Origin of the sequence: Serratia sp. BNK-10 (genome assembly GCF_047456065.1) — a bacterium.
GTDB lineage: Bacteria > Pseudomonadota > Gammaproteobacteria > Enterobacterales > Enterobacteriaceae > Serratia > Serratia ureilytica.
The window spans coordinates 2,398,375-2,416,371 of record NZ_CP179894.1 but is presented as its reverse complement, the minus strand read 5'-3'; the positions used below and the strand labels follow the sequence as shown (position 1 = coordinate 2,416,371).

16 protein-coding genes and 1 riboswitch are annotated in these 17,997 nt (G+C 60.6%); of the genes, 7 read left to right on the top strand and 9 right to left on the bottom strand.

Going from position 1 to position 17,997, the window contains the following annotated elements; all coding sequences use genetic code 11:
• Positions 1–178: 178 nt before the first annotated feature.
• Positions 179–427 carry a glycine zipper domain-containing protein gene (locus ACMGG9_RS11780; RefSeq protein ID WP_004938127.1) on the bottom strand — a complete coding sequence of 83 codons (249 nt, stop codon included), beginning with the start codon at positions 425–427 and terminating at the stop codon, positions 179–181.
• Positions 428–648: 221 nt separating this feature from the next.
• On the opposite strand from ACMGG9_RS11780, the gene ACMGG9_RS11775 reads away from it, so the two are divergent.
• Positions 649–2,145, top strand: coding sequence for an alpha/beta hydrolase (locus tag ACMGG9_RS11775; RefSeq protein WP_197666460.1), 1,497 nt, complete (start codon positions 649–651; stop codon positions 2,143–2,145).
• A 45-nt stretch (positions 2,146–2,190) separates the two neighbouring features.
• Here the strand turns inward: ACMGG9_RS11775 and ACMGG9_RS11770 are convergent, their stop codons facing one another.
• The 5 genes from ACMGG9_RS11770 to ACMGG9_RS11750 form a co-directional block, all read right to left on the bottom strand.
• On the bottom strand, positions 2,191–2,493 hold the full coding sequence (locus tag ACMGG9_RS11770) for an isochorismatase family protein (RefSeq protein ID WP_414162225.1): 303 nt from the start codon (positions 2,491–2,493) through the stop codon (positions 2,191–2,193).
• A 41-nt stretch (positions 2,494–2,534) separates the two neighbouring features.
• Positions 2,535–2,735: a hypothetical protein gene (locus ACMGG9_RS11765; protein WP_414162224.1), complete on the bottom strand. Its 201-nt coding sequence runs from the start codon at positions 2,733–2,735 to the stop codon at positions 2,535–2,537.
• 219 nt (positions 2,736–2,954) lie between these two features.
• Positions 2,955–3,992 (bottom strand): ABC transporter ATP-binding protein, encoded by a 1,038-nt coding sequence (locus ACMGG9_RS11760; protein WP_414162223.1) that lies wholly within the window; start codon positions 3,990–3,992, stop codon positions 2,955–2,957.
• The gene (locus tag ACMGG9_RS11755) at positions 3,989–5,572 is read right to left on the bottom strand and encodes an ABC transporter permease (protein WP_414162222.1); all 1,584 of its coding nucleotides are present in this window, start codon (positions 5,570–5,572) and stop codon (positions 3,989–3,991) included. Before ACMGG9_RS11755 ends, ACMGG9_RS11760 begins: the two co-directional genes overlap by 4 nt.
• Before the next feature lie 33 nt (positions 5,573–5,605).
• Positions 5,606–6,622 (bottom strand): iron ABC transporter substrate-binding protein, encoded by a 1,017-nt coding sequence (locus tag ACMGG9_RS11750; RefSeq protein ID WP_033650336.1) that lies wholly within the window; start codon positions 6,620–6,622, stop codon positions 5,606–5,608.
• A 471-nt stretch (positions 6,623–7,093) separates the two neighbouring features.
• Here ACMGG9_RS11750 and ACMGG9_RS11745 point away from each other — a divergent pair, with 471 nt between their 5' ends.
• From ACMGG9_RS11745 to ACMGG9_RS11725, 5 genes are all read left to right on the top strand, one after another.
• Positions 7,094–8,653 carry an ABC transporter substrate-binding protein gene (locus tag ACMGG9_RS11745; protein ID WP_414162221.1) on the top strand — a complete coding sequence of 520 codons (1,560 nt, stop codon included), beginning with the start codon at positions 7,094–7,096 and terminating at the stop codon, positions 8,651–8,653.
• A gap of 142 nt (positions 8,654–8,795) precedes the next feature.
• Positions 8,796–8,969: riboswitch (M-box (ykoK) riboswitch) on the top strand.
• A 75-nt stretch (positions 8,970–9,044) separates the two neighbouring features.
• Complete coding sequence (locus ACMGG9_RS11740) at positions 9,045–10,067, top strand: magnesium transporter (RefSeq protein WP_033643160.1); 1,023 nt, start codon at positions 9,045–9,047, stop codon at positions 10,065–10,067.
• Positions 10,068–10,199: 132 nt separating this feature from the next.
• Positions 10,200–10,292 carry a protein MgtS gene (gene mgtS / locus ACMGG9_RS11735; RefSeq protein ID WP_004938109.1) on the top strand — a complete coding sequence of 31 codons (93 nt, stop codon included), beginning with the start codon at positions 10,200–10,202 and terminating at the stop codon, positions 10,290–10,292.
• 107 nt (positions 10,293–10,399) lie between these two features.
• Entirely contained in the window at positions 10,400–10,579 is a 180-nt protein-coding gene (locus ACMGG9_RS11730; RefSeq protein ID WP_004938106.1) for a hypothetical protein, read from the top strand.
• A 26-nt stretch (positions 10,580–10,605) separates the two neighbouring features.
• On the top strand, positions 10,606–11,982 hold the full coding sequence (locus ACMGG9_RS11725; protein ID WP_414162220.1) for a cation diffusion facilitator family transporter: 1,377 nt from the start codon (positions 10,606–10,608) through the stop codon (positions 11,980–11,982).
• Here ACMGG9_RS11725 and ACMGG9_RS11720 read toward each other — a convergent pair.
• Together ACMGG9_RS11720 and ACMGG9_RS11715 are read right to left on the bottom strand one after the other, a co-directional pair.
• Positions 11,925–12,770, bottom strand: a complete 846-nt coding sequence (locus ACMGG9_RS11720) for an inositol monophosphatase family protein (protein ID WP_033650338.1) — start codon at positions 12,768–12,770, stop codon at positions 11,925–11,927. The genes ACMGG9_RS11725 and ACMGG9_RS11720 overlap by 58 nt on opposite strands.
• Before the next feature lie 336 nt (positions 12,771–13,106).
• Positions 13,107–14,837: an ABC-F family ATP-binding cassette domain-containing protein gene (locus tag ACMGG9_RS11715; RefSeq protein ID WP_414162219.1), complete on the bottom strand. Its 1,731-nt coding sequence runs from the start codon at positions 14,835–14,837 to the stop codon at positions 13,107–13,109.
• A 450-nt stretch (positions 14,838–15,287) separates the two neighbouring features.
• Between ACMGG9_RS11715 and ACMGG9_RS11710 the strand changes: the two genes are divergently transcribed.
• Positions 15,288–17,717 carry a DUF3772 domain-containing protein gene (locus ACMGG9_RS11710; RefSeq protein WP_414162218.1) on the top strand — a complete coding sequence of 810 codons (2,430 nt, stop codon included), beginning with the start codon at positions 15,288–15,290 and terminating at the stop codon, positions 17,715–17,717.
• Between the two features lie 48 nt (positions 17,718–17,765).
• Here ACMGG9_RS11710 and ACMGG9_RS11705 read toward each other — a convergent pair whose 3' ends face one another.
• Positions 17,766–17,930 (bottom strand): hypothetical protein, encoded by a 165-nt coding sequence (locus ACMGG9_RS11705; protein WP_176445936.1) that lies wholly within the window; start codon positions 17,928–17,930, stop codon positions 17,766–17,768.
• Positions 17,931–17,997 lie beyond the last annotated feature (67 nt).

Sequence of the window (17,997 nt, the reverse complement as noted above, 5' to 3'; positions counted from 1 at the left end):
GTTATCCGCCGGATCGCAGAGCCTTGCTCTGGTCACAAACTAATCGTAGTTGAAGGCGTTGGTTTTTTTAAGCGATGGTTGTGATAGATGAAAGTTTGCACGCACAACGGCGTCGGCGCAGAAAAGGGCGAAAAAAAAGGCCCGTAACGGGCCTATTGTCGAACGGCGCATTCGCCGCTTATTTGCGTCCCAGCAGGAAGCCGAAAACGATGCCGACCGCCGCCGCTACGGCTACGCCGGCCAGCGGGTTGGCTTCCACCTGCGTTCTTACGCTGTCCGCTGCGTCACGGGCGGCATAGCTGGCCTGGGAGGCGTACTTGCGCGCCGCGCCGCGCACCTGATGCTCCGGCGAATCGACGGCTTTACCGAACGCTTCTTCTACCGCGCCTGCGGCTTCATTGGCTTTGTCTTCCGCTTTACCAAACATGCTGCTCTCCTGTTCCTTGTGGGTTAACGAACTCTAAGCCTAGCAGGTGAACGGCGTTTTTTGCAGCATTCTGTGCGTTATAAGATCAATCCGAGCAAAGAAAAGTCTTTCCATACGCACGGCGTCGGCTTCACCCGCGCGTTTTTTTATGTTCTATTGGCTAGCGGTTTAACCGAGTATCGTTACCCTTTGACCGATTCGTTGAGTTGAAAGGACTCCCCATGTCAGTACTGCGTATTCTGGCGCTGCTCGCCGCGACCGCCGCCGCGTTGCCCGCCCAGGCCAAACCTGCGGCTCACGGCGCGGCGCCCGAGAACGGCGTTCGTTGGCAATCTTGTCTCAACAGCGGCTTTCAGCGTTGGTTCGATGAAGCGCCGCCGGCGGGGCTGCGCTGCGGCTACCTCGACGTGCCGTTGGTTTACGCTACGCCTCCCGCCCATTCGGCGCAGGCGGGGGAACCGACCGTGCGTCTGGCGCTGACCCTGCTGCCCGCCACCGGGACGAAAAAGGGCAGCGTCGTGGTGATCAGCGGCGGGCCGGGCCTGCCGGGGATCAATCCTTATCTCGGCAACGACGCCCACGTCGCCAAACTGCGTAAATCCTACGACATCATCGGTTACGACCCGCGCGGCGTCGGTCAATCGACGCCAAAAATTTCCTGCCAGGTGGCCGAAGGTGACGAACTCCCTGAACCGGACGACAACGATGTGGCCGGCGCGGAGAACCAGACGCGCACCCTGATCGCCGCCTGCATCAAACAGACCGGCGCGGACGTGCTGCAACACATCGGCACCGACGAGGCGGTCAACGATCTGAACGCGATCCGCCATGCGCTGGGCGAACCGGGGCTGACGGCGGTGGCGTACTCTTACGGCACCAAGGTGGCGGCGCTGTATGCCGAACGTTTTCCGAAGAAAACGCGCGCGCTGGTGCTGGACGGGGTGGTGGATCTGGCCGAGGACGATTTCACCCAGCGCATGAATCAGGAGCGAGGCTTCCAGCAAAGTTTCCTGCGTTTCGCCGCCTATTGCGGAAAAACCGACAGCTGCCAGCTTGGCGGCGGCGCCAATCAGGCGCTTCAGCGTTATCACGCTTTGCTGCGCAAGCTGCATGAGCAGCCGTTCGTCACTGCGGCGGGCTATGAGATCTCCGCCGACGATGTGCTGACGGTGACGCGTTCGCTGCTGTTGTGGCCGGAGCGCTGGCATGAACTGGCCACCGTACTGCGCCAGCTCGATGCCGGCATCGCCGGGCAACAGGTTTCCGATCTGATCGACGAAAGCTATTCTCCGGATGCCGATGATGCCCTGAACGTCATCACCTGCGCCGACGTCGCCAACCCAACGGCCGATCCGCAGCTGTTGCGCAGGCAGCGGCAGGAGATCAATACCGCCGCTTTATATGCCCACTATCTGCCGCTGCACGAGTATCCGCTGGAAATGTGCGACCTGTGGCCGTACCGCGGCAAAGATCGGCCGCACATGCCGGTGGCGTCCGCCGCGCTGCCGCCGCTGCTGTTCGTCGCCCAGCGCTACGATCCAACTACGCCGTACCGCAATGCCCAGGTGATGGCCTCGGCCTTTAAAAGCCCGCTGATCACCCGCGAACGCGACGGACATACGTTGGCGCTGAACGGCATCGACAGCTGCGTCGACGAAAGCGTGGTGGAGTATCTGCTGGCGCCGAAAAAGCCGCGCCGCGACAAGGTTTGCCGCTGAGGAGGCCGGGCGTTGGCCCGGCCTGACAGGCAAGTCGCGCGTGTTTTAGAATTTCACCTCTTCCGCCAGCGCCAGCGTCACGAACGGCCCCGACAGGGTCTGGTTATGGTGACGAATAATGGCGTCGGCGCCGAGCGTCGCCGTGTCCGAACAGCTATGGGCATCGGCGGCCAACACCAGGTCAAATCCCAACTCCGCGCCGCGCCGACACGCGGTGTCTACGCAGTATTGCGTTTTCATTCCCGAAATCACCAACCGACCGATGCCGGCTTGCTTAAGCCGCTCCGCCAGGCCAGTCCGGTAAAAACAGCTGGGATGGGTTTTATCGATGAACCAGTCGGCTCCCACGTCGGTGTCGAGATCGGGGTGAACTTGCCACAGCGGACTGTTTACGGCGATAGGTGAACCTGCCGGGCCGGTGTGGCGAATAACACCACGAGCGCATTCGCCACGCGTGCGGCGCGTATCAACGCATGGGTCTTCGCCAGAAGGGTTTCGGCGGCGAACGGCGGATCGTCCGGCGAGGCGAACAGGCCGACTTGCATGTCGATAACCAGCAGGGCGCTGCGCGGTGTGGGGATAGTTGGCATAGGTCTTCTCCGTAATGAAATTGCCGGCGGGCACGGAGAAATAAAAAACCCCGGCCATGGCTGGCGGGGCTTGGGGATACGTCGTTAGCTGTTGCGCACCCGTGCAGCCCGCCATTGCGTGGCGGTTGCGGTGGTGGTGGTGAGGGCGTGCGCGATGCGATTCATGCCATTGATAATGCGCGGTGGCGAGGGGAACGTCAAGGGTCGCTCCCCACACTCTCAGCCGGTGAAAATATGCGCTTGCCCCATCACGTTGAGACTGACCTGCGCCCCGGGCCGCAGGCCTTCGCGGCTGACGGTTTTGATCTCGAGCTGCGCGCCGTCGGCGGCCATTTGCAGATTGAGGGTGGAGACGAAGCCGGCGAAATCGATGCCGGTGATCACCGCCTGGCCACGCTGCGCCGGATCGGACAAACCGATTTGAATCTGCTCCGGACGCAGCATGATGCGCGCCGAGCCGCTGCGTTGGCGATCGTCGACGGCGATGCGCCCCAATGCGCAGTCGGCCCAGCCGTGCGCCAGCTCGGCGGTCAGCACCAGCGTTTCGCCAAGGAAACTGGCGGTCGGTTCATCGACCGGGCGCAGATAAAGATCCTGCGGCGCGCCCACCTGCGCCAGCCGACCGTTGCGCATGACCGCCACCTGATCGGCGAACGACAGCGCCTCGCTCTGATCGTGGGTGACCAGGATCGACGCGACTTTGGCCTCCGTCAGCAGTTCGGCCACCGCTTTGCGGGTGGCGGCGCGCAGGCCGGTATCCAGCGCCGAGAACGGCTCATCCAGCAACATCAGCCGCGGTTGCTGCGACAAGGCGCGCGCCAATGCGACCCGCTGTTGCTGTCCGCCGGACAGCTCGTGCGGCCACAGGGCGGCCAGGCGACGATCCAGCGCCACCATTTCCATCAGCGCCTCGATGCGACGCTGTTTCTCGCGCTTGCTGCCTTTGAGGCCAAAACCGATGTTGCCAGCGACGGTAAAGTGCGGGAACAGCGCGCCATCCTGCGGGACGAAGCCGATGCCGCGCAGATGCGCAGGCACCCAGCCGCCGCCGTTGCCCATGGCTTGCCCCTGCAGCAGGATCTGGCCGCCGTCGGGGATTTCAAAGCCGGCGATGATGCGCAGCAGAGTGGTTTTGCCGGAGCCGGAAGGGCCGACGATCGCCGTGCGGCTGCCGGCGGTAACCTGCAGGTCAATATGTTCCAGCACTCTGATGGCGTTGTAAGATTTTCCGATACCGTGCAGTTCGAGCGTGCTCATAGTCCCGCCGTGCGTTTAGATTGAGAATAAAGAAGCCAGGTGAGCGGCAGCGACAGCGCCACCATAATCAGCGCATAAGGCGCGGCGGCGACGTAGTCTATCTCGCTGGTCAGCGCCCAGAAGCCGGTGGCCAGCGTGCGGGTGCCGTTCGGCGCCAGCAGCAACGTGGCGGTCAGTTCATTGGCGATCGCCAGGAATACCAGCGCCGCGCCCGCAGCGGCGCCCGGCGCCGCCAGCCGCAGCGTGGTGCTCCACAGCGCCTGCGCCGGCGATTTGCCCAGGCTGCGCGCCACGTTTTCCAATTCCACCGGCGCCTGTGCGATACCGGCGCGCAGATTGATCAGCGCCCGCGGCATAAACATCAGCAGATACGCCAGCAGCAGGGTGATTTCGGTCTGGTAAATCGGCCGGAAGCTGTGAATGGTAATGGTCACCAGCGCCAGCGCCACCACGATGCCGGGCAGCGAGCTGGTCACGTAGTTGCAGCCTTCCAGCACCCGATACAGCCGGGCCGGATAGCGTACCGACAGCCAGGCCATCGGAATGGCGCACAGGGTGATCAGCAGCGCGCCGGCGGCGGACAGCGACAGCGTTTGCCACAGCGCGGGCCACAGATCGGCGTTGCGCCATACGTCGAGGCCGCCCAGCCACAGCCAGCTGGCCAGGGTAATGAAAGGCACGCCCAATGCCAGCGCAGTCAGCGCGATCGGCAGCAGCAGCGCCAGCGCGGCGAGCGGCGGCGAAAGGCGGCGTGGCGTTTGGCTGCGGGCGCTGCCGGAACCGACGCGGGCATAGCGTGCGCGGCCACGGCTTATCGCCTCAAGCAACAGCAGCCCCAGGCAGCACAGCACCAACACGCCGGCCAGCATGTTGGCCGCCGGGCCGTTGAAGGTCGACTGGAACTGATCGAAGATCGCGGTGGTGAAGGTATCGAAACGGATCATGGCGTACAGGCCATACTCCGCCAGCAAGTGCAACGCGATCAGCAGCGAGCCGCCCCAGACCGCCAGTTTCAGCTGCGGCAGCACCACGCGGAAAAACACCGCCGGCGGCCGGGAGCCGAGCGAGGTGGCGACGTCTTCGATACCGGGATCCAGACGGCGCAAGACCGCGGCGGCCGGCAGGTAGATAAACGGAAAATAGGCGAGCACCGAGATGAAAACGCCGGCGCCCAGGCCGTGCATCGACGGCACCAGACTGATCCAGGCATAGCTTTGCACAAAGGCCGGCACCGCCAGCGGCGCGGTCGCCAATACCGCCCAGAGACGGCGGCCCGGCAGCGTGGTGCGTTCGGTCAACCAGGCCAGGGCCACCCCCAGCACGGCGCAGATCGGCAGCGTCAGCACCACCAACAGCAGGGTATTCAACAGCAGCTCCGCCACGCGCGGGCGGAAAACCAGAGCTTTGACCGTTTGCCAGCCGGTTTCAAACGCCACGCCGATAACGAATCCCAGCGGCAGCAGCGCCAGCAACGACAGCAACACGGCGCAGGCCACCACGATCGGCCCCGGCCGCGGGTGACGAGGGATAGTGGAATAACGCCGCGCGGTCTGCGCGGCGTGGGTACTCAGGTTTGACATAACGATCAAAAACTCTCGGTTTGCCGGCGGGCCTTACAGCAGGCCGGCCTCGGTCATCAGTTCGACAACTTTCTTACTGTTCAACTGCGCGGCGTCTACCTTCGGCGCGTCCAGATCTTTCAGCGGCACCAGTTTCGGGTTGGAGGCCGCACCGACGCCGACGGCGTATTCGAAGGCATTGTTGGTGCGCAGGATCTCCTGGCCCTGTTTGCCGGTGATCCACTTGATGAACGCCTGCGCCTGCTGCTGATGCTTGCTGGAAGCCAGCACGCCGCCGCCGGAGATGCTGACGAATGCGCCCGGATCCTGATGTTTGAAGTAGTACAGCTTGATGTTTTTGCTGTTCTCGCCGGTTTTAGCGCCGTCGACGAACGGGTAGTAATGATAGATCACGCCGCTGTCGATCTGGCCGGCATTGACCGCTTTCATCACCGTGCTGTTGCCTTTATAGGCGGTAAAGTTAGTTTTCATCGCTTTCAGCCAGTCCAGCGTTGCTTTCTCGCCTTTCAGCGCCAGCAGCGCGCTGACGATCGCCTGGAAATCGGCGCCCGATGGCGAAGCGGCCCAGCGGCCTTTCCATTCCGGCTTGGCCAGATCCAGCAGCGACTTCGGCAACTGCGCGTCGGTCAGCTTGGCCGGGTTATAGACGAATACGGTAGAGCGGGCGGCGATGCCGATCCAGCGGCCGTGGCTTGGGCGATATTGCGGCTCTACCTGGGCCAGCGTGGCGGCGTCGAGCGGGGCGAACAGCTTGGCGTTATCCACCAACACCATCGCCGGGGAGTTTTCCGTCAGGAACACGTCGGCAGGCGAGGCGCTGCCTTCCTGCACCAGCTGATTGCCCAGTTCGCTGTCGCCGCCGTTGCGCAGCGTGACTTTGATGCCGGTGTCTTTGGTAAAACCGTCGACCCAGGATTTCACCAGATTTTCGTGCTGGGCGTTGTAAATAACGATGCCTTGGTCGGCGGGAGCCGCCTGAGCGCCGAAGGCCAGCATCATCGAGGAGGCGAGCAGGGCCACGGGGCCGAGGGATGAAATACGCAGCTTCATGCAGTTATCCTTTTTAGTGTTCGAATGAGGAAAACGAATATCGCCTGGCAAGCGCAAGCAGCCCGATTTTAGCCAAGAACATCCATAATGATAGTGAAAACGATTCGTATTAAATTATTTTTGACGATCGCTCACAAAATGAATTGCCCTAAGGATACGTTAAGCTTCGGCTGGAATAATCTGTACTGATTGCCCGCATTATTTCTCTCCCTGCTTTCAAGATGTTGGTTCGGCCATGCCGGCCCTTGCACCCGCTCTGTTGTTTATCGCCATCCTTTATCCAGTACTTCTTTGATAATGAAAGAAATTCAACACCGCTTTTGGTTATGACTCATAGCGATTAATGATTTAATTTATTCCACTACCACATTGCATATTGAACGCGATAAAACACTCATCAGGGATATCGAAGTGAAATATTCATTCAATGGCAAGAAACTGTCTGGTTTAATCCTCCTGGCTTTAAACGCAATGATCGCTCAGGCGGCGGAGGTGCCAACGGGCGCTAAACTGGCGCCGGTACAGGAATTGGTGCGCGCCAACGGGTATGAACCGGCGACGCTGGATCCGAACCTGGCCGAGAGCAATGTGGAGTTCTACATCTTCAACGATCTGTTCGAAGGTCTGCTACGAGTCGGAAAAGAGGGCGAAGTGATCCCGGCGCTGGCGCAGAAATGGGAGCACCAGGGCAACGTCTGGACTTTCCATCTGCGGCCGCAGGCCAAATGGTCGAACGGCGATCCGGTGACCGCCGACGATTTCGTTTACAGCTGGCGGCGCCTCACCGATCCGAAAACCGCGTCGCCTTACGGCAGCTATCTGGCCTCGGCCTATGTGCTGAATGCGGCGGCGATCAACGCCGGCAGCAAACCGCCGAGCGAGCTGGGCGTTAAAGCGCTGGACGCGCACACCTTGCAGGTGACGCTGTCTGAGCCCAACGCCTACCTGCTCAAACAACTGGTGCATTTTCCGGTTCTGCCGGTCAACCGCAAGGTGGTTGAGCAATACGGCAAAAACTGGACTCAACCGGCGCATTTTGTCGGCAACGGCGCGTTTCGCCTCAGCGAGTGGGTGGTGAACGAAAAAGTGGTGGTGGAACGCAATCCGCTGTATTGGGATAACGCCAATACCGTGCTCAGCAAGGTGACCTTCCTGCCGATTCAGGGGTTCCCGGAGGTGGCGCGTTTCCGCGCCGGCGAGGTGGAATTGGGCTATACCACGCCGCCGGAACTGTATCAGCAGCTGAAAAAAACGCTCGGGGATCAACAGCTGGTGACCTATCCGCTGCTCTCCACCAGCTATTTCGCCTTCAATAACCGGCAGACGCCGTTTAACGACGTGCGGGTGCGCCAGGCGCTGAACCTGGCGCTGGACAAAGAGATTATCGCCGGCAAGGTGCTGGGATACGGCCAGCAGCCGGCCTGGACCTTTACCCCAACGGGGGCGGGCGGCTATCGCCTACAGGCCGGCGCCGCGGCCGGTTTGACGCCGGAACAACGCCACGCCGAGGCGAAAAAGTTGTTGGCGGAGGCCGGTTTCAACGCCGAGCATCCGCTGCGCTTTACCGTGTTGTACAGCAATGACGCCACCATCAAGAAGATCGTCATCGCCGCCGCCGCCATGTGGAAAAAGAACCTCGGGGTGGAGGCCGGCTTGCAAAGTCAGGAGCGTAAAGTGACGCTGGATAATATCAACCGCGGCCAGTACAGCGTAGCCTTTACCCGCTGGCTGGCGGATTACGACGATCCTTCTACCTTCCTGAATGTGTTCCGCGCCGACAGCAGCGAGAACAGCCCCAAATACCGTAACCCGGAATACGATCGCATTCTGCATCAGGCGACGGCGGCGCCGACACCGCAGCAGGTGCAGCAGTATTTCCAGCAGGCCGAGGCGGTGCTGGCCGTCGATACGCCGGTCGCGCCGGTGTACTACGAAGCCAACGCCACGCTCATCAAACCCTACGTCAAGGGGATCGACTTCACCCGACAGGGCGCCCTATACGATAAAAACGTCTACATTCTCGCGCACTGATAAATAAAAAAACGGCTGATTTATATCAGCCGTTTTTATAGATTCGCGTTTAATAAAAATATCCTAAATACTCCATAAACGACGGGCAATCTTTTCTTCCCGCCGGATAAAACAACGCCTATACTGCGCCGGTAGTTTATATGCAGTATCTCGTTTGGCGAGGCTCCTATACAAACACAGGTTACTGATCTGACGACATCGAGAGATGCCCAAGGTTAAGACAGGCTTTATCGGATTAAGGTTCAGCCCAAAGTAACTTCCGAGCAACAATTCGGATACGTTGTATAGTGCTAAAACCTGGACGCGGAGATAGGCAGTCTGCACTCCCTCTGTGGTTACGCCCCTATGCGATTCGCTGTTGAAGTTCACAACAGAAATAGGGACTGACAAAATGATCAAGTCACATCAATACTCTTCTTCTCCGGCGCTGCGCGCGACTGAAACTCTCGATGAAACTTCGGTCGCCGGTTATATGAACGCCGATTTTATTACCGTTCCCGCGACGATGACGGTCACGCATGCCCGGGAATATTTACTTTCACAGCTAAAAACGGACGAAATTCCTACCCGGGTCTTTATTACCGCAGACGATTATCATTTGCGCGGCACGCTGTCGGTGAAAAAACTGCTGCAGTGCGAAGAACAGGATAAAGCGGTCGGGGTAATGATGGATTACAGCTATTTCCAGGTTTCACCCGACGACGATCGCAACGACGTGGCGCATCTGCTGGGCAAAGGCGGTTTGGACGTGGTGCCGGTCGTGGCGAACAACACGCTGGTCGGCGTGCTGGGCGAGCGCGAGATCGCTCGGCTGGTCGAAGATGAAAACACCGAAGACGCGCAGCGTCAGGGCGCGAGCCTGCCGCTGGACAAGCCTTATCTGGAGACCAGCCCGTGGGCGCTGTGGCGCAAACGCTCGGTGTGGCTGCTGATGCTGTTCGTGGCCGAAGCTTACACCGGCAACGTGCTGAAAGCGTTTGAAGATCAGCTCGAAGCGGCGATTGCGCTGGCGTTCTTCATCCCGCTGCTGATCGGCACCGGCGGCAACAGCGGCACCCAGATCACCTCGACGCTGGTGCGCGCCATGGCGCTGGGCGAGGTCAGCCTGCGCAATCTGGGCGCGGTGATCCGCAAAGAGGTCACGACCTCGCTGCTGATCGCCGTCACCATTGGTCTGGCGGCCTGGGTGCGCGCCTGGATCATGGGCGTCGGCATGGAGGTGACGCTGGTGGTCAGCCTGTCGCTGGTGGCGATCACCGTATGGAGCGCCATTGTTTCGTCGATCATCCCGATGCTGCTGAAACGGCTCGGTATCGATCCGGCGGTGGTGTCGGCGCCGTTTATCGCCACCTTTATCGACGGCACCGGCCTGATTATCTATTTCAAAATTGCCCAGCACGTCCTGGGAATTTAAACGGGTCCCGCGCTTGAAAGTGCGGGAATGTTGCAAAAAAGAGGAGGACGTTAAAAAACCATGGACACCGACCAACCCCGATATTTAACGCAAGGGGATTTTATCGATAACATTTAACCTGAGGACAAAACAATGGGAAACATGACTATTTTTATGGGATTCCTGGCAATGATCAGCTCACTGGGCCTGTTGGCGGCCTATATGAGCACCAAATGGGATGATTGATGAACGCTAAAGATCCGCCTAGATGCATCCTCCCCGTAACCGCTATTTATTATGGGGAGGATTTAGCGGCGCGCTGAACGCGCGGCCTGATACGGGAGTTGATAATAATGACGATTCTTATTCTGGGATTGCTCTACGCCATTTTAATGATTTCGGTGGGGGTGAATGAGATTTATTTTTATTCCACCGGCAAATCCAATTTTCTTACTAGCCTCATGCTGACTTTCTCTGGCAGTATGCTGCTGATCGCCTTTGTCTGGCAATTATCCTCTAAAGTAAAAAAATAAATCACCGTCCGAATGTGAGCAGCATAATGCAAAATGAAAAACAGGGCGTGGCCAGAAACTCGATGATCGCCAGCGGGTTACTGGCCACGGGCAAATTCGTCGCCGGCATTTTTACCGGCAGTATTGGCCTGATATCCGAAGGGATCCACTCTTTCACCGATTTTATCGCCACCAGCATCACCTGGCTGGCGGTGCGCATCAGCGATAAACCCGCCGATGACGATCACCACTTCGGCCACGGCAAGGTGGAAAACCTAGCGGCGCTGTTCGAGGTGTTGCTGTTGCTCGGCGCCGCCGGTTGGATCGTCTACGAGGCGGGCAGCAGCCTGCTCGGACAACCGCATGAGATAGTCGCGGCGCCGGTGGTGATCGCGGTGCTGCTGATTTCCATCTGCGTCGATTTTTTCCGCGTGCGGGCGCTCAATCGCGTCGCCAAGGCGACCGACAGCGCGGCGCTGGAGGCGGATGCGCTGCATTTCTTCTCCGACATGCTTTCGTCCGGCGTGGTGCTGCTGGGCATGGTGTTTGTGCTGCTGGGCTTTGGCCGTGCGGACGCCATCGCCGCGCTGATCGTCGCCGGTTTTATCTTTGTCGCGGCAATCAAACTGGGTAAACGTTCCTTCGACTCGCTGATGGATGCTGCGCCCGCCGGGGCCACCGAGGCGATTCGCGCCACGCTGGACAGCTTCCCGGCGGTGCTGGCCTGCGACAGCGTGCGTATTCGCAACGCCGGCGCCGTACTGTTTGTCGAGATCACGGTGGCGGTGTGCCGCACCTTGCCGCTGGAGCGCATCGATGCGTTGAAGCGAGAAATCGTCGAACGGCTGCGGCAGCAGTATGCCAAGGCGGAGTTTACCGTCATCGCGGTGCCGCAGACCCGCAGCGACGAAGACATGGCGACGCGCATTCGGGCGATCGCCGCCAATCACGGCGCGCAGGTGCAGAACGTCACCTTGCAGCAGTTGCCGATGCACATGGCGATCGGCATGGATCTGGCGGTGCCGGCCAACGCCAGCGTGGCGCAGGCGCATGATATCGCCACGGAGATAGAAGGGATCCTGCGTCAGGCGATCGGCGAGGACACCGAGATAGAGACCCATCTGGAGCCGCAGACGCCGCACTGGCTGGCCAGCGAGGATGTTTCCGCCGCCGAGCTGGCCGATATCCGGCTGATTTTGCAGTCGGCGCTGGAGCAGGGGGATAAGGTGCAAGACGTGCACAACATCCGGGCGCGCAGAACCGACAGCGGCATCATCGTCAACTTCCACTGCCGGGTGTCGCCGGCGGTAACCATCGCCGCCGCGCACGATGCGGTCGATCGGGTCGAGCGGCGGCTGCGCGCGCTTTATCCGGCCATCTCACGCGCGATAGGGCACGTCGAGCCGATCAAGCCCGGCGTTTGAATCAGCTCGGCCAATTGCGGATAGAGCGCCGCGTTGGCCAGCAGCAGCGGGTTGCCGCGCCGCAGCCCGTTGTGATGCATAAAGTCATTCGCCACGCCGCCGGCTTCGCGCGTCAGCACCAGTCCAGGCAGGCTGTCCCAGGCATTCATGTGCGGTTCGTAATAGCCCAGCAGCCGACCGGCGGCCACCTGGGCGGTCATCAACGCACCGGAGCCGCTGCGCACAAACATGCCGCCCGCCTGCAGCAGGCGACAGAGAAAACCGCTGAATTCCGCCGCCGAGGCGCGAGGTGATATCCCGACGCCCATCACGCCATCCGCGACGCTGCGCCCGGCATGCACGCCGATCGGTTCCCCGTTGAGGAAAGCGCCTTGGCCGCGGCAGGCGCGGAACATCTCGCGGTGATTAGGATCGTAAACCACGCCGATCGTCGGCTCACCGTCGATCACCACGCTTATCGCGATACACCAGGTATGCAGCCCGTTCAGGAAGCAGGCGGTGCCGTCGATCGGATCGACGACCCAAAGGCAGGCCGCGCTATCGTTGGTGCCGCCGCTCTCTTCGCCGAGAAACCCATCCAGGGGAAACCGCCGGTTAATCATGCGGCGGATCAGCGCCTCGACGCGGCGGTCGGCCTCGCTGACCACGTCCTGCAGGCCCTGTTTAAACTCGACGGCCAGACTTTGCCGGCGTTGGTAAAAGCTGAAGGCGAGATCGGCGGCGGCGCGGGCGATCTCACGCGCGAAGCGGTAGCGCGCCTCGATGTCCCGTGGAGAGAGTGACGTCATGCAGTGCCTGATAACGAAAAAAAGGAATGGCAGTAGCCTGCCAGAGAATGATGAAAGTAATGTGTCGCTCAGCGCTGCGGATAACAAAAGCGCTGCGTGTCGCGCCTCAAGCCGCCGGCGGCACACGGTTTTGCAAAGAGGAAAAAAACAGGCCGCCGGGCGGCCTGTGAGATTGATGACAAACCTTATACCCTTGCCGGGTTGGCAGAGAGCACCGAATAAAAAACAAGGAAAATCAATTTATTGATTTTCGACTAATCACTACAAAGAGGGGAAAAACCACGCTTTTTCCCCTCTTTGTCAATAGCCTGACAGGCCGCCGGGCGGCCTGTGAGATTAGCCCAGATGCAACCGGGCGGTGATGTCGGCAATCTCGCGGCGCCAACGCGCCTGAAGCTCCGGTTTTTGATGCTTCGGTTTACGCGCCAGGTCGGCCTCCAGTTTGCTTTCGAGGGCAAACAGGGCGGTCAGCAACGCCTCTTCGCCTTCCAACTGCGGGTTTGGCGTCGGGGCGTCTGCGTTGGCCTCGTGCGCCGTCGGCAGCGCCGGCGTTTCGCCCGCCAGACGCTGGTACACCGGCGCCAGATCGTGCCACTCCTCCAGTTTTTGTTGGTCTATCAGCCAAAAGCGGTTGCAGCTCTGTTCGATCAGCATCCGATCGTGGGTGACCAGCATGACGGCGCCGGGGAACTGACGCAGCGTTTCCGCCAGCTCCTCTTTGCCCGCCATATCCAGGTGGTTGGTGGGCTCGTCCAGCAGCAGCAACGAATGGTTGGCCAGCGTCAGGCCGACAAACAGCAGCCGTGAACGCTCGCCGCCGCTCAACGAACGGATCTGCTGATGGTGGCGCAGGTAAGGGAACCCGGCGCCGATCAGCGCCATTTTCCGCTGTTCCTCGGTCAGCGGCGCAAACTGCGCCAGCGCTTCGCTCAACGTGTCTTCATCGCGCAGCTGTTGCAGGCTCTGATCGTAATAGCCGATGCGCACGCGCGGATGGAACAGCGCCGGGCGCTGCGTTTGTTGCTGATACTCGCGCCACAGCAGGCGCAACAGCGACGATTTTCCGCAGCCGTTGCGCCCGACGATGGCGATGCGATCGCCGCTTTTCACGCGCAGATGTTCCAGGCTGAACAGCACCGGCGCATCCGGCGCCGGGCGCACCGCCCAGTGCGGCAACGCCAGCAGGCGATCGGCGTCCAGCGCTTCTCCCTGCAGCCGCAGCCGCCATGGACTGCCGGCGGTCAGGGTGGTCTGTTCTTCCTTCAACCGATCGACGTGCTTCTCCATTTGCTTGGCCTTGCGCGCCAGATCTTCGTTGTCGTAGACCTTGCCCCAGGTCGCCAGGCGCTTGGCGCTTTTTTCCACCCGGTCGATTTCCTTTTGCTCGGCGTGGCGCCGCTGTTCGTCCGCGGCGTCCTGTTCCGCCAGCGCGGTGCGCGCCGCAGAGCAGGGCAAACGGAAGAACTGCAGCGTTTTGTCGCGCAGGATCCAGGTGCAGTTGGTTACCTGGTCGAGCAGGTAGCGATCGTGCGACACCAGCACGAAGCTGCCGGTCCAGTTACGCAAGAACTGTTCCAGCCACAGCAGCGTGGGCAGGTCCAGGTGGTTGCTGGGTTCGTCGAGCAGCAGCAGATCGGGCTGGCGGATCAGCGCGCGCGCCAACAGCAGCCGCGTATGCTGGCCGCCGCTGAGGGTGCCGGCGGTCAGCGTCCAGCTCGACGGTTCAAACCCCAGCTCGGCCAGTAACGCTTCGCAGCGCCAGCGTTCGCTGAGGTGTTGGCCCGCAGGCAGCCGCGCCAGAACCGCATCCAGCAGGGTGCTGGTGTGCAGTTCCGGCGGCAGGTGCTGCTCGATGCGCGCCATCAGACATTGATGTGACAATGTCACCGTTCCAGTGTGCGCAGGCAGGTCGCCGCTGAGAATTTGCAGCAGGGTGCTTTTGCCGCAGCCGTTATCGCCGATCAAACCGATGCGGTCGCCTTTTTTCAGGCTGAAGGAAATCTCGCTCAGCAGGACGCCGAACGCGTTGTCGTAACCGACAGATTGTGCAGACAGTAATGTGCTCATTGCTTACTCAAGAGTTACAGGCATGACAATGCCTATCGTCAAACATTGCTGACGATAACCCGGTAAGCCGGAGGGAAGATCCTGGATTTTAGTAAGCTTCGCTCAAGCTGGGTTATCGCAGCGCGATACCGGTAATGCTTGAGCGGCGACGATTACCAAAGAAGTGTGAGTGAAAAACCAATTCACACGTCAGCATAGTAAGTCTCCTTTTATTGGTTGCAGGTTAATCGGTGGCTGGATTATAGAGCGCTTCATGCCGTATCGCCAGTGTAAAAGCGCCTGAATAATCAGCAAGCTAAGGCGAGCGCGGGCGCGTGGCACACAATGGGAATAATTACTGTATTTCGGCCGACATTAAGCAGCTATTATAATTAGCGTTTATGGTTAAGCGACGGTTCATCCGCCGCCTGTTCGTCTGTCTATCAGATAATGATGCTGAGCACTGAATTTATGTTAAAGCCTCGCCCGTTCCTGCTGTTGTTATTATTGCTGTTGGGTATGCAACTGACGCCGTTCGCCGCCGTCGCCGCTACCCAGGATGATCCCGCCGCCGAAAGCGCGCCCGATCCCGCTACGCAGTTGAAAGCTGCGCAAAAGCAGTTGGACAGCATGAAGCAGCTGGTTTCCAAAGCGACGACCGACACCCAGCTCAGCAAGCTGCGGTTGGCGACGGACGATCTGGTCGCCAGCATGGATAAATTGTCCGCCGATCTGCAGCCGGTGCAGGAAAAACTGCAGGCGCAGCTGGACGTGCTGGGGCCGGCCCCGGCGGCCGGCGCGCTGCCGGAAACCCCGGCCGTCGCCCAGCAGCGCAATGCGCTGAACAGCAGCAAGAAGCAGTTGGACGATGCGGTAAAACGCGCGCAGGCCATCAAGACCAGCGCCTTCGACCTGGGCCAGCAGATCAGCGATCTGCGTCGGGTGGCGTTCAAAACCCAGCTGGCGCTGAACACCGGCAGCATTTTGGGCGTCAAATTCTGGACGCCGGTCGTGCAGCCGTCAGCGGATGACGTGCAGCGGCTGGACCAGTTCAACGCCGAGATGAAAGCGGCCTGGGACGCCAGTTGGCAGGACGAATGGCGGTACGGCTCGCTGGCGTTGCTGGCGCTGGCGGTGATCGTCTGGTCCTGGGGGCGTTATTTGTCCGAGCGTTTCCTCGCCTGGGTCAGCATTCGCTTCCTGCCGGACGGGCGCCTGCGCCGCAGCTTTATGGCCATCATTACCGTGGCGGTGACGGTGATCACCACCTCGATTGCGCTGAACCTGCTGTATTACGTCTTTATCCGCGTGCAGCCGCTGCCGGTCATGCTGGAAGACTTCGCCGAAGGCTTTAACCGTCTGGGGATTTTCTGCGCGCTGATCGCCGGGCTGGGGCGTGCGGCGCTGTCGCTGAATCGCCCGTCCTGGCGTTTGGCTTCGCTGGACAATGAAGTGGCCGCCGGGCTGCGTTACTTCTCGCCGCTGCTGGCCGGCCTGGCGCTGGCGTTCGGCACCGTGGAGCTGATCAACAACGTCGTCAGCGCCTCATTGGCCACCACCATCTTCGGCAACGGCCTGGTGGCGGGGCTGATCGGCATGGTGCTGCTGGCGGCGCCGCTGCGCGGCCAGCGCATTCGTCGCCGTCTGGAGCAGCAGGGCGCGCACCTGGAAAAACGCACGCTGGTCGGCGGGCTGGTGCATATCGTCACCCTGGTGTGTTCGGTGGTGATCCTGCTTTCACTGCTCGTGGGCTATATCGCTTTTGCCCGCTTCCTGACCTACCAGCTCATCTGGGTGGTGCTGGTGCTGATGGCGTTCTACTTCATGGTGCTGTTCGCCACTGACCTGTGCGCCGCGCTGTTTTCGCCGCAGACCGTCAGCGGCAAGATGCTGAAGAAAACGCTCAGCTTCAAGGATCGCCATCTGGAGCAGGTGGCGATCATCACCACCGCGCTGGCCAAATGTTCGCTGTTGCTGTTGATGATCGTCGCGTTGTTCAACGGCTCGTTCGGCAGCACCACGCCGGGCTCGCTGATGGAGAAAATCGTCTCGATCCTGACCGGCGAAGGGTTGCAGCGTTTCAACATCGTGCCAGGCAACCTGCTCAACGCCGTGATCTGCCTGGCGATCGGCATCTACATTCTGCGCGCGGTGCGGCGCTGGCTGGGCTCTGAGCTGCTGCCGAAGACCATTTCGGACGTCGGCATCCGCGCCTCGCTGGTGACGCTGTTCAGCAATATCGGCTATGTGCTGGTCATTCTGATCACCCTGGCGGCGCTGGGCATCCAGTGGAGCAACCTGGCGTGGATCGTCAGCGCCCTGTCGGTCGGTATCGGTTTCGGTTTGCAGGAGATCGTGAAGAACTTTATTTCCGGCCTGATCCTGCTGACCGAACGCCCGGTGAAGGTCGGGGATATGATCGGCATCGGCGGCGTGGAAGGCGACGTGCGGCGCATCAACGTACGCGCCACCGAAATTCAGCTCAGCGACCGCTCCACCATGATCGTACCGAACTCGCAGCTGATCTCACAGAACGTACGTAACGCCACCATGGGCAACGCGCAAGGCGTGGTGACCATTGCGCTGACGTTCCCGACCTCGATCGATCCGGAGCAGGTGCGCAATATCCTGCTGAGCGCTTACAACGAGTACGAAACCATTCTGGAGACGCCGGCACCTTACGTGCGCTTCAGCCAGTTGGGGCCGGACGGCATTATCCTGAGTGTGACTGGCTATGTGCCGAGCCCGCGCATGGTCGGCGCCACCAAGAGTGAACTGCTGTTTAACATCCTCAAGCTGTTGCGCGCTCAGGAAGTGAGCCTGTCCAGCCCGCAGGAGGTGGTGTTCATGAAGCAGCAGGCGACGCGATATCAGGCTAACGAAGAGGAACACTCTTCCTAGTTCTGCCATGAGGCGGCGGGTCGTTTATCAACGGCCCGCCGAACGCGGCTAGTACATCGACGGCTCCACGGACTGCGAACAGTCGCTGTTGGCGCCGGAGTTGCTGCAGGTGTAGGGCTCATTCGGCGACGCCGGCGGCGCATTCGACGGACCGCCGCCGCCGATACAGCCGCTCAGCAACAACGTCAAAAGCACCAGCGTTATCTTTTTCATCTCTCCGTCCTCCATTGCGATTCCTCCTTTAAGTATATGTCGGGAAAGCGAACGCTACCGCCCGCCA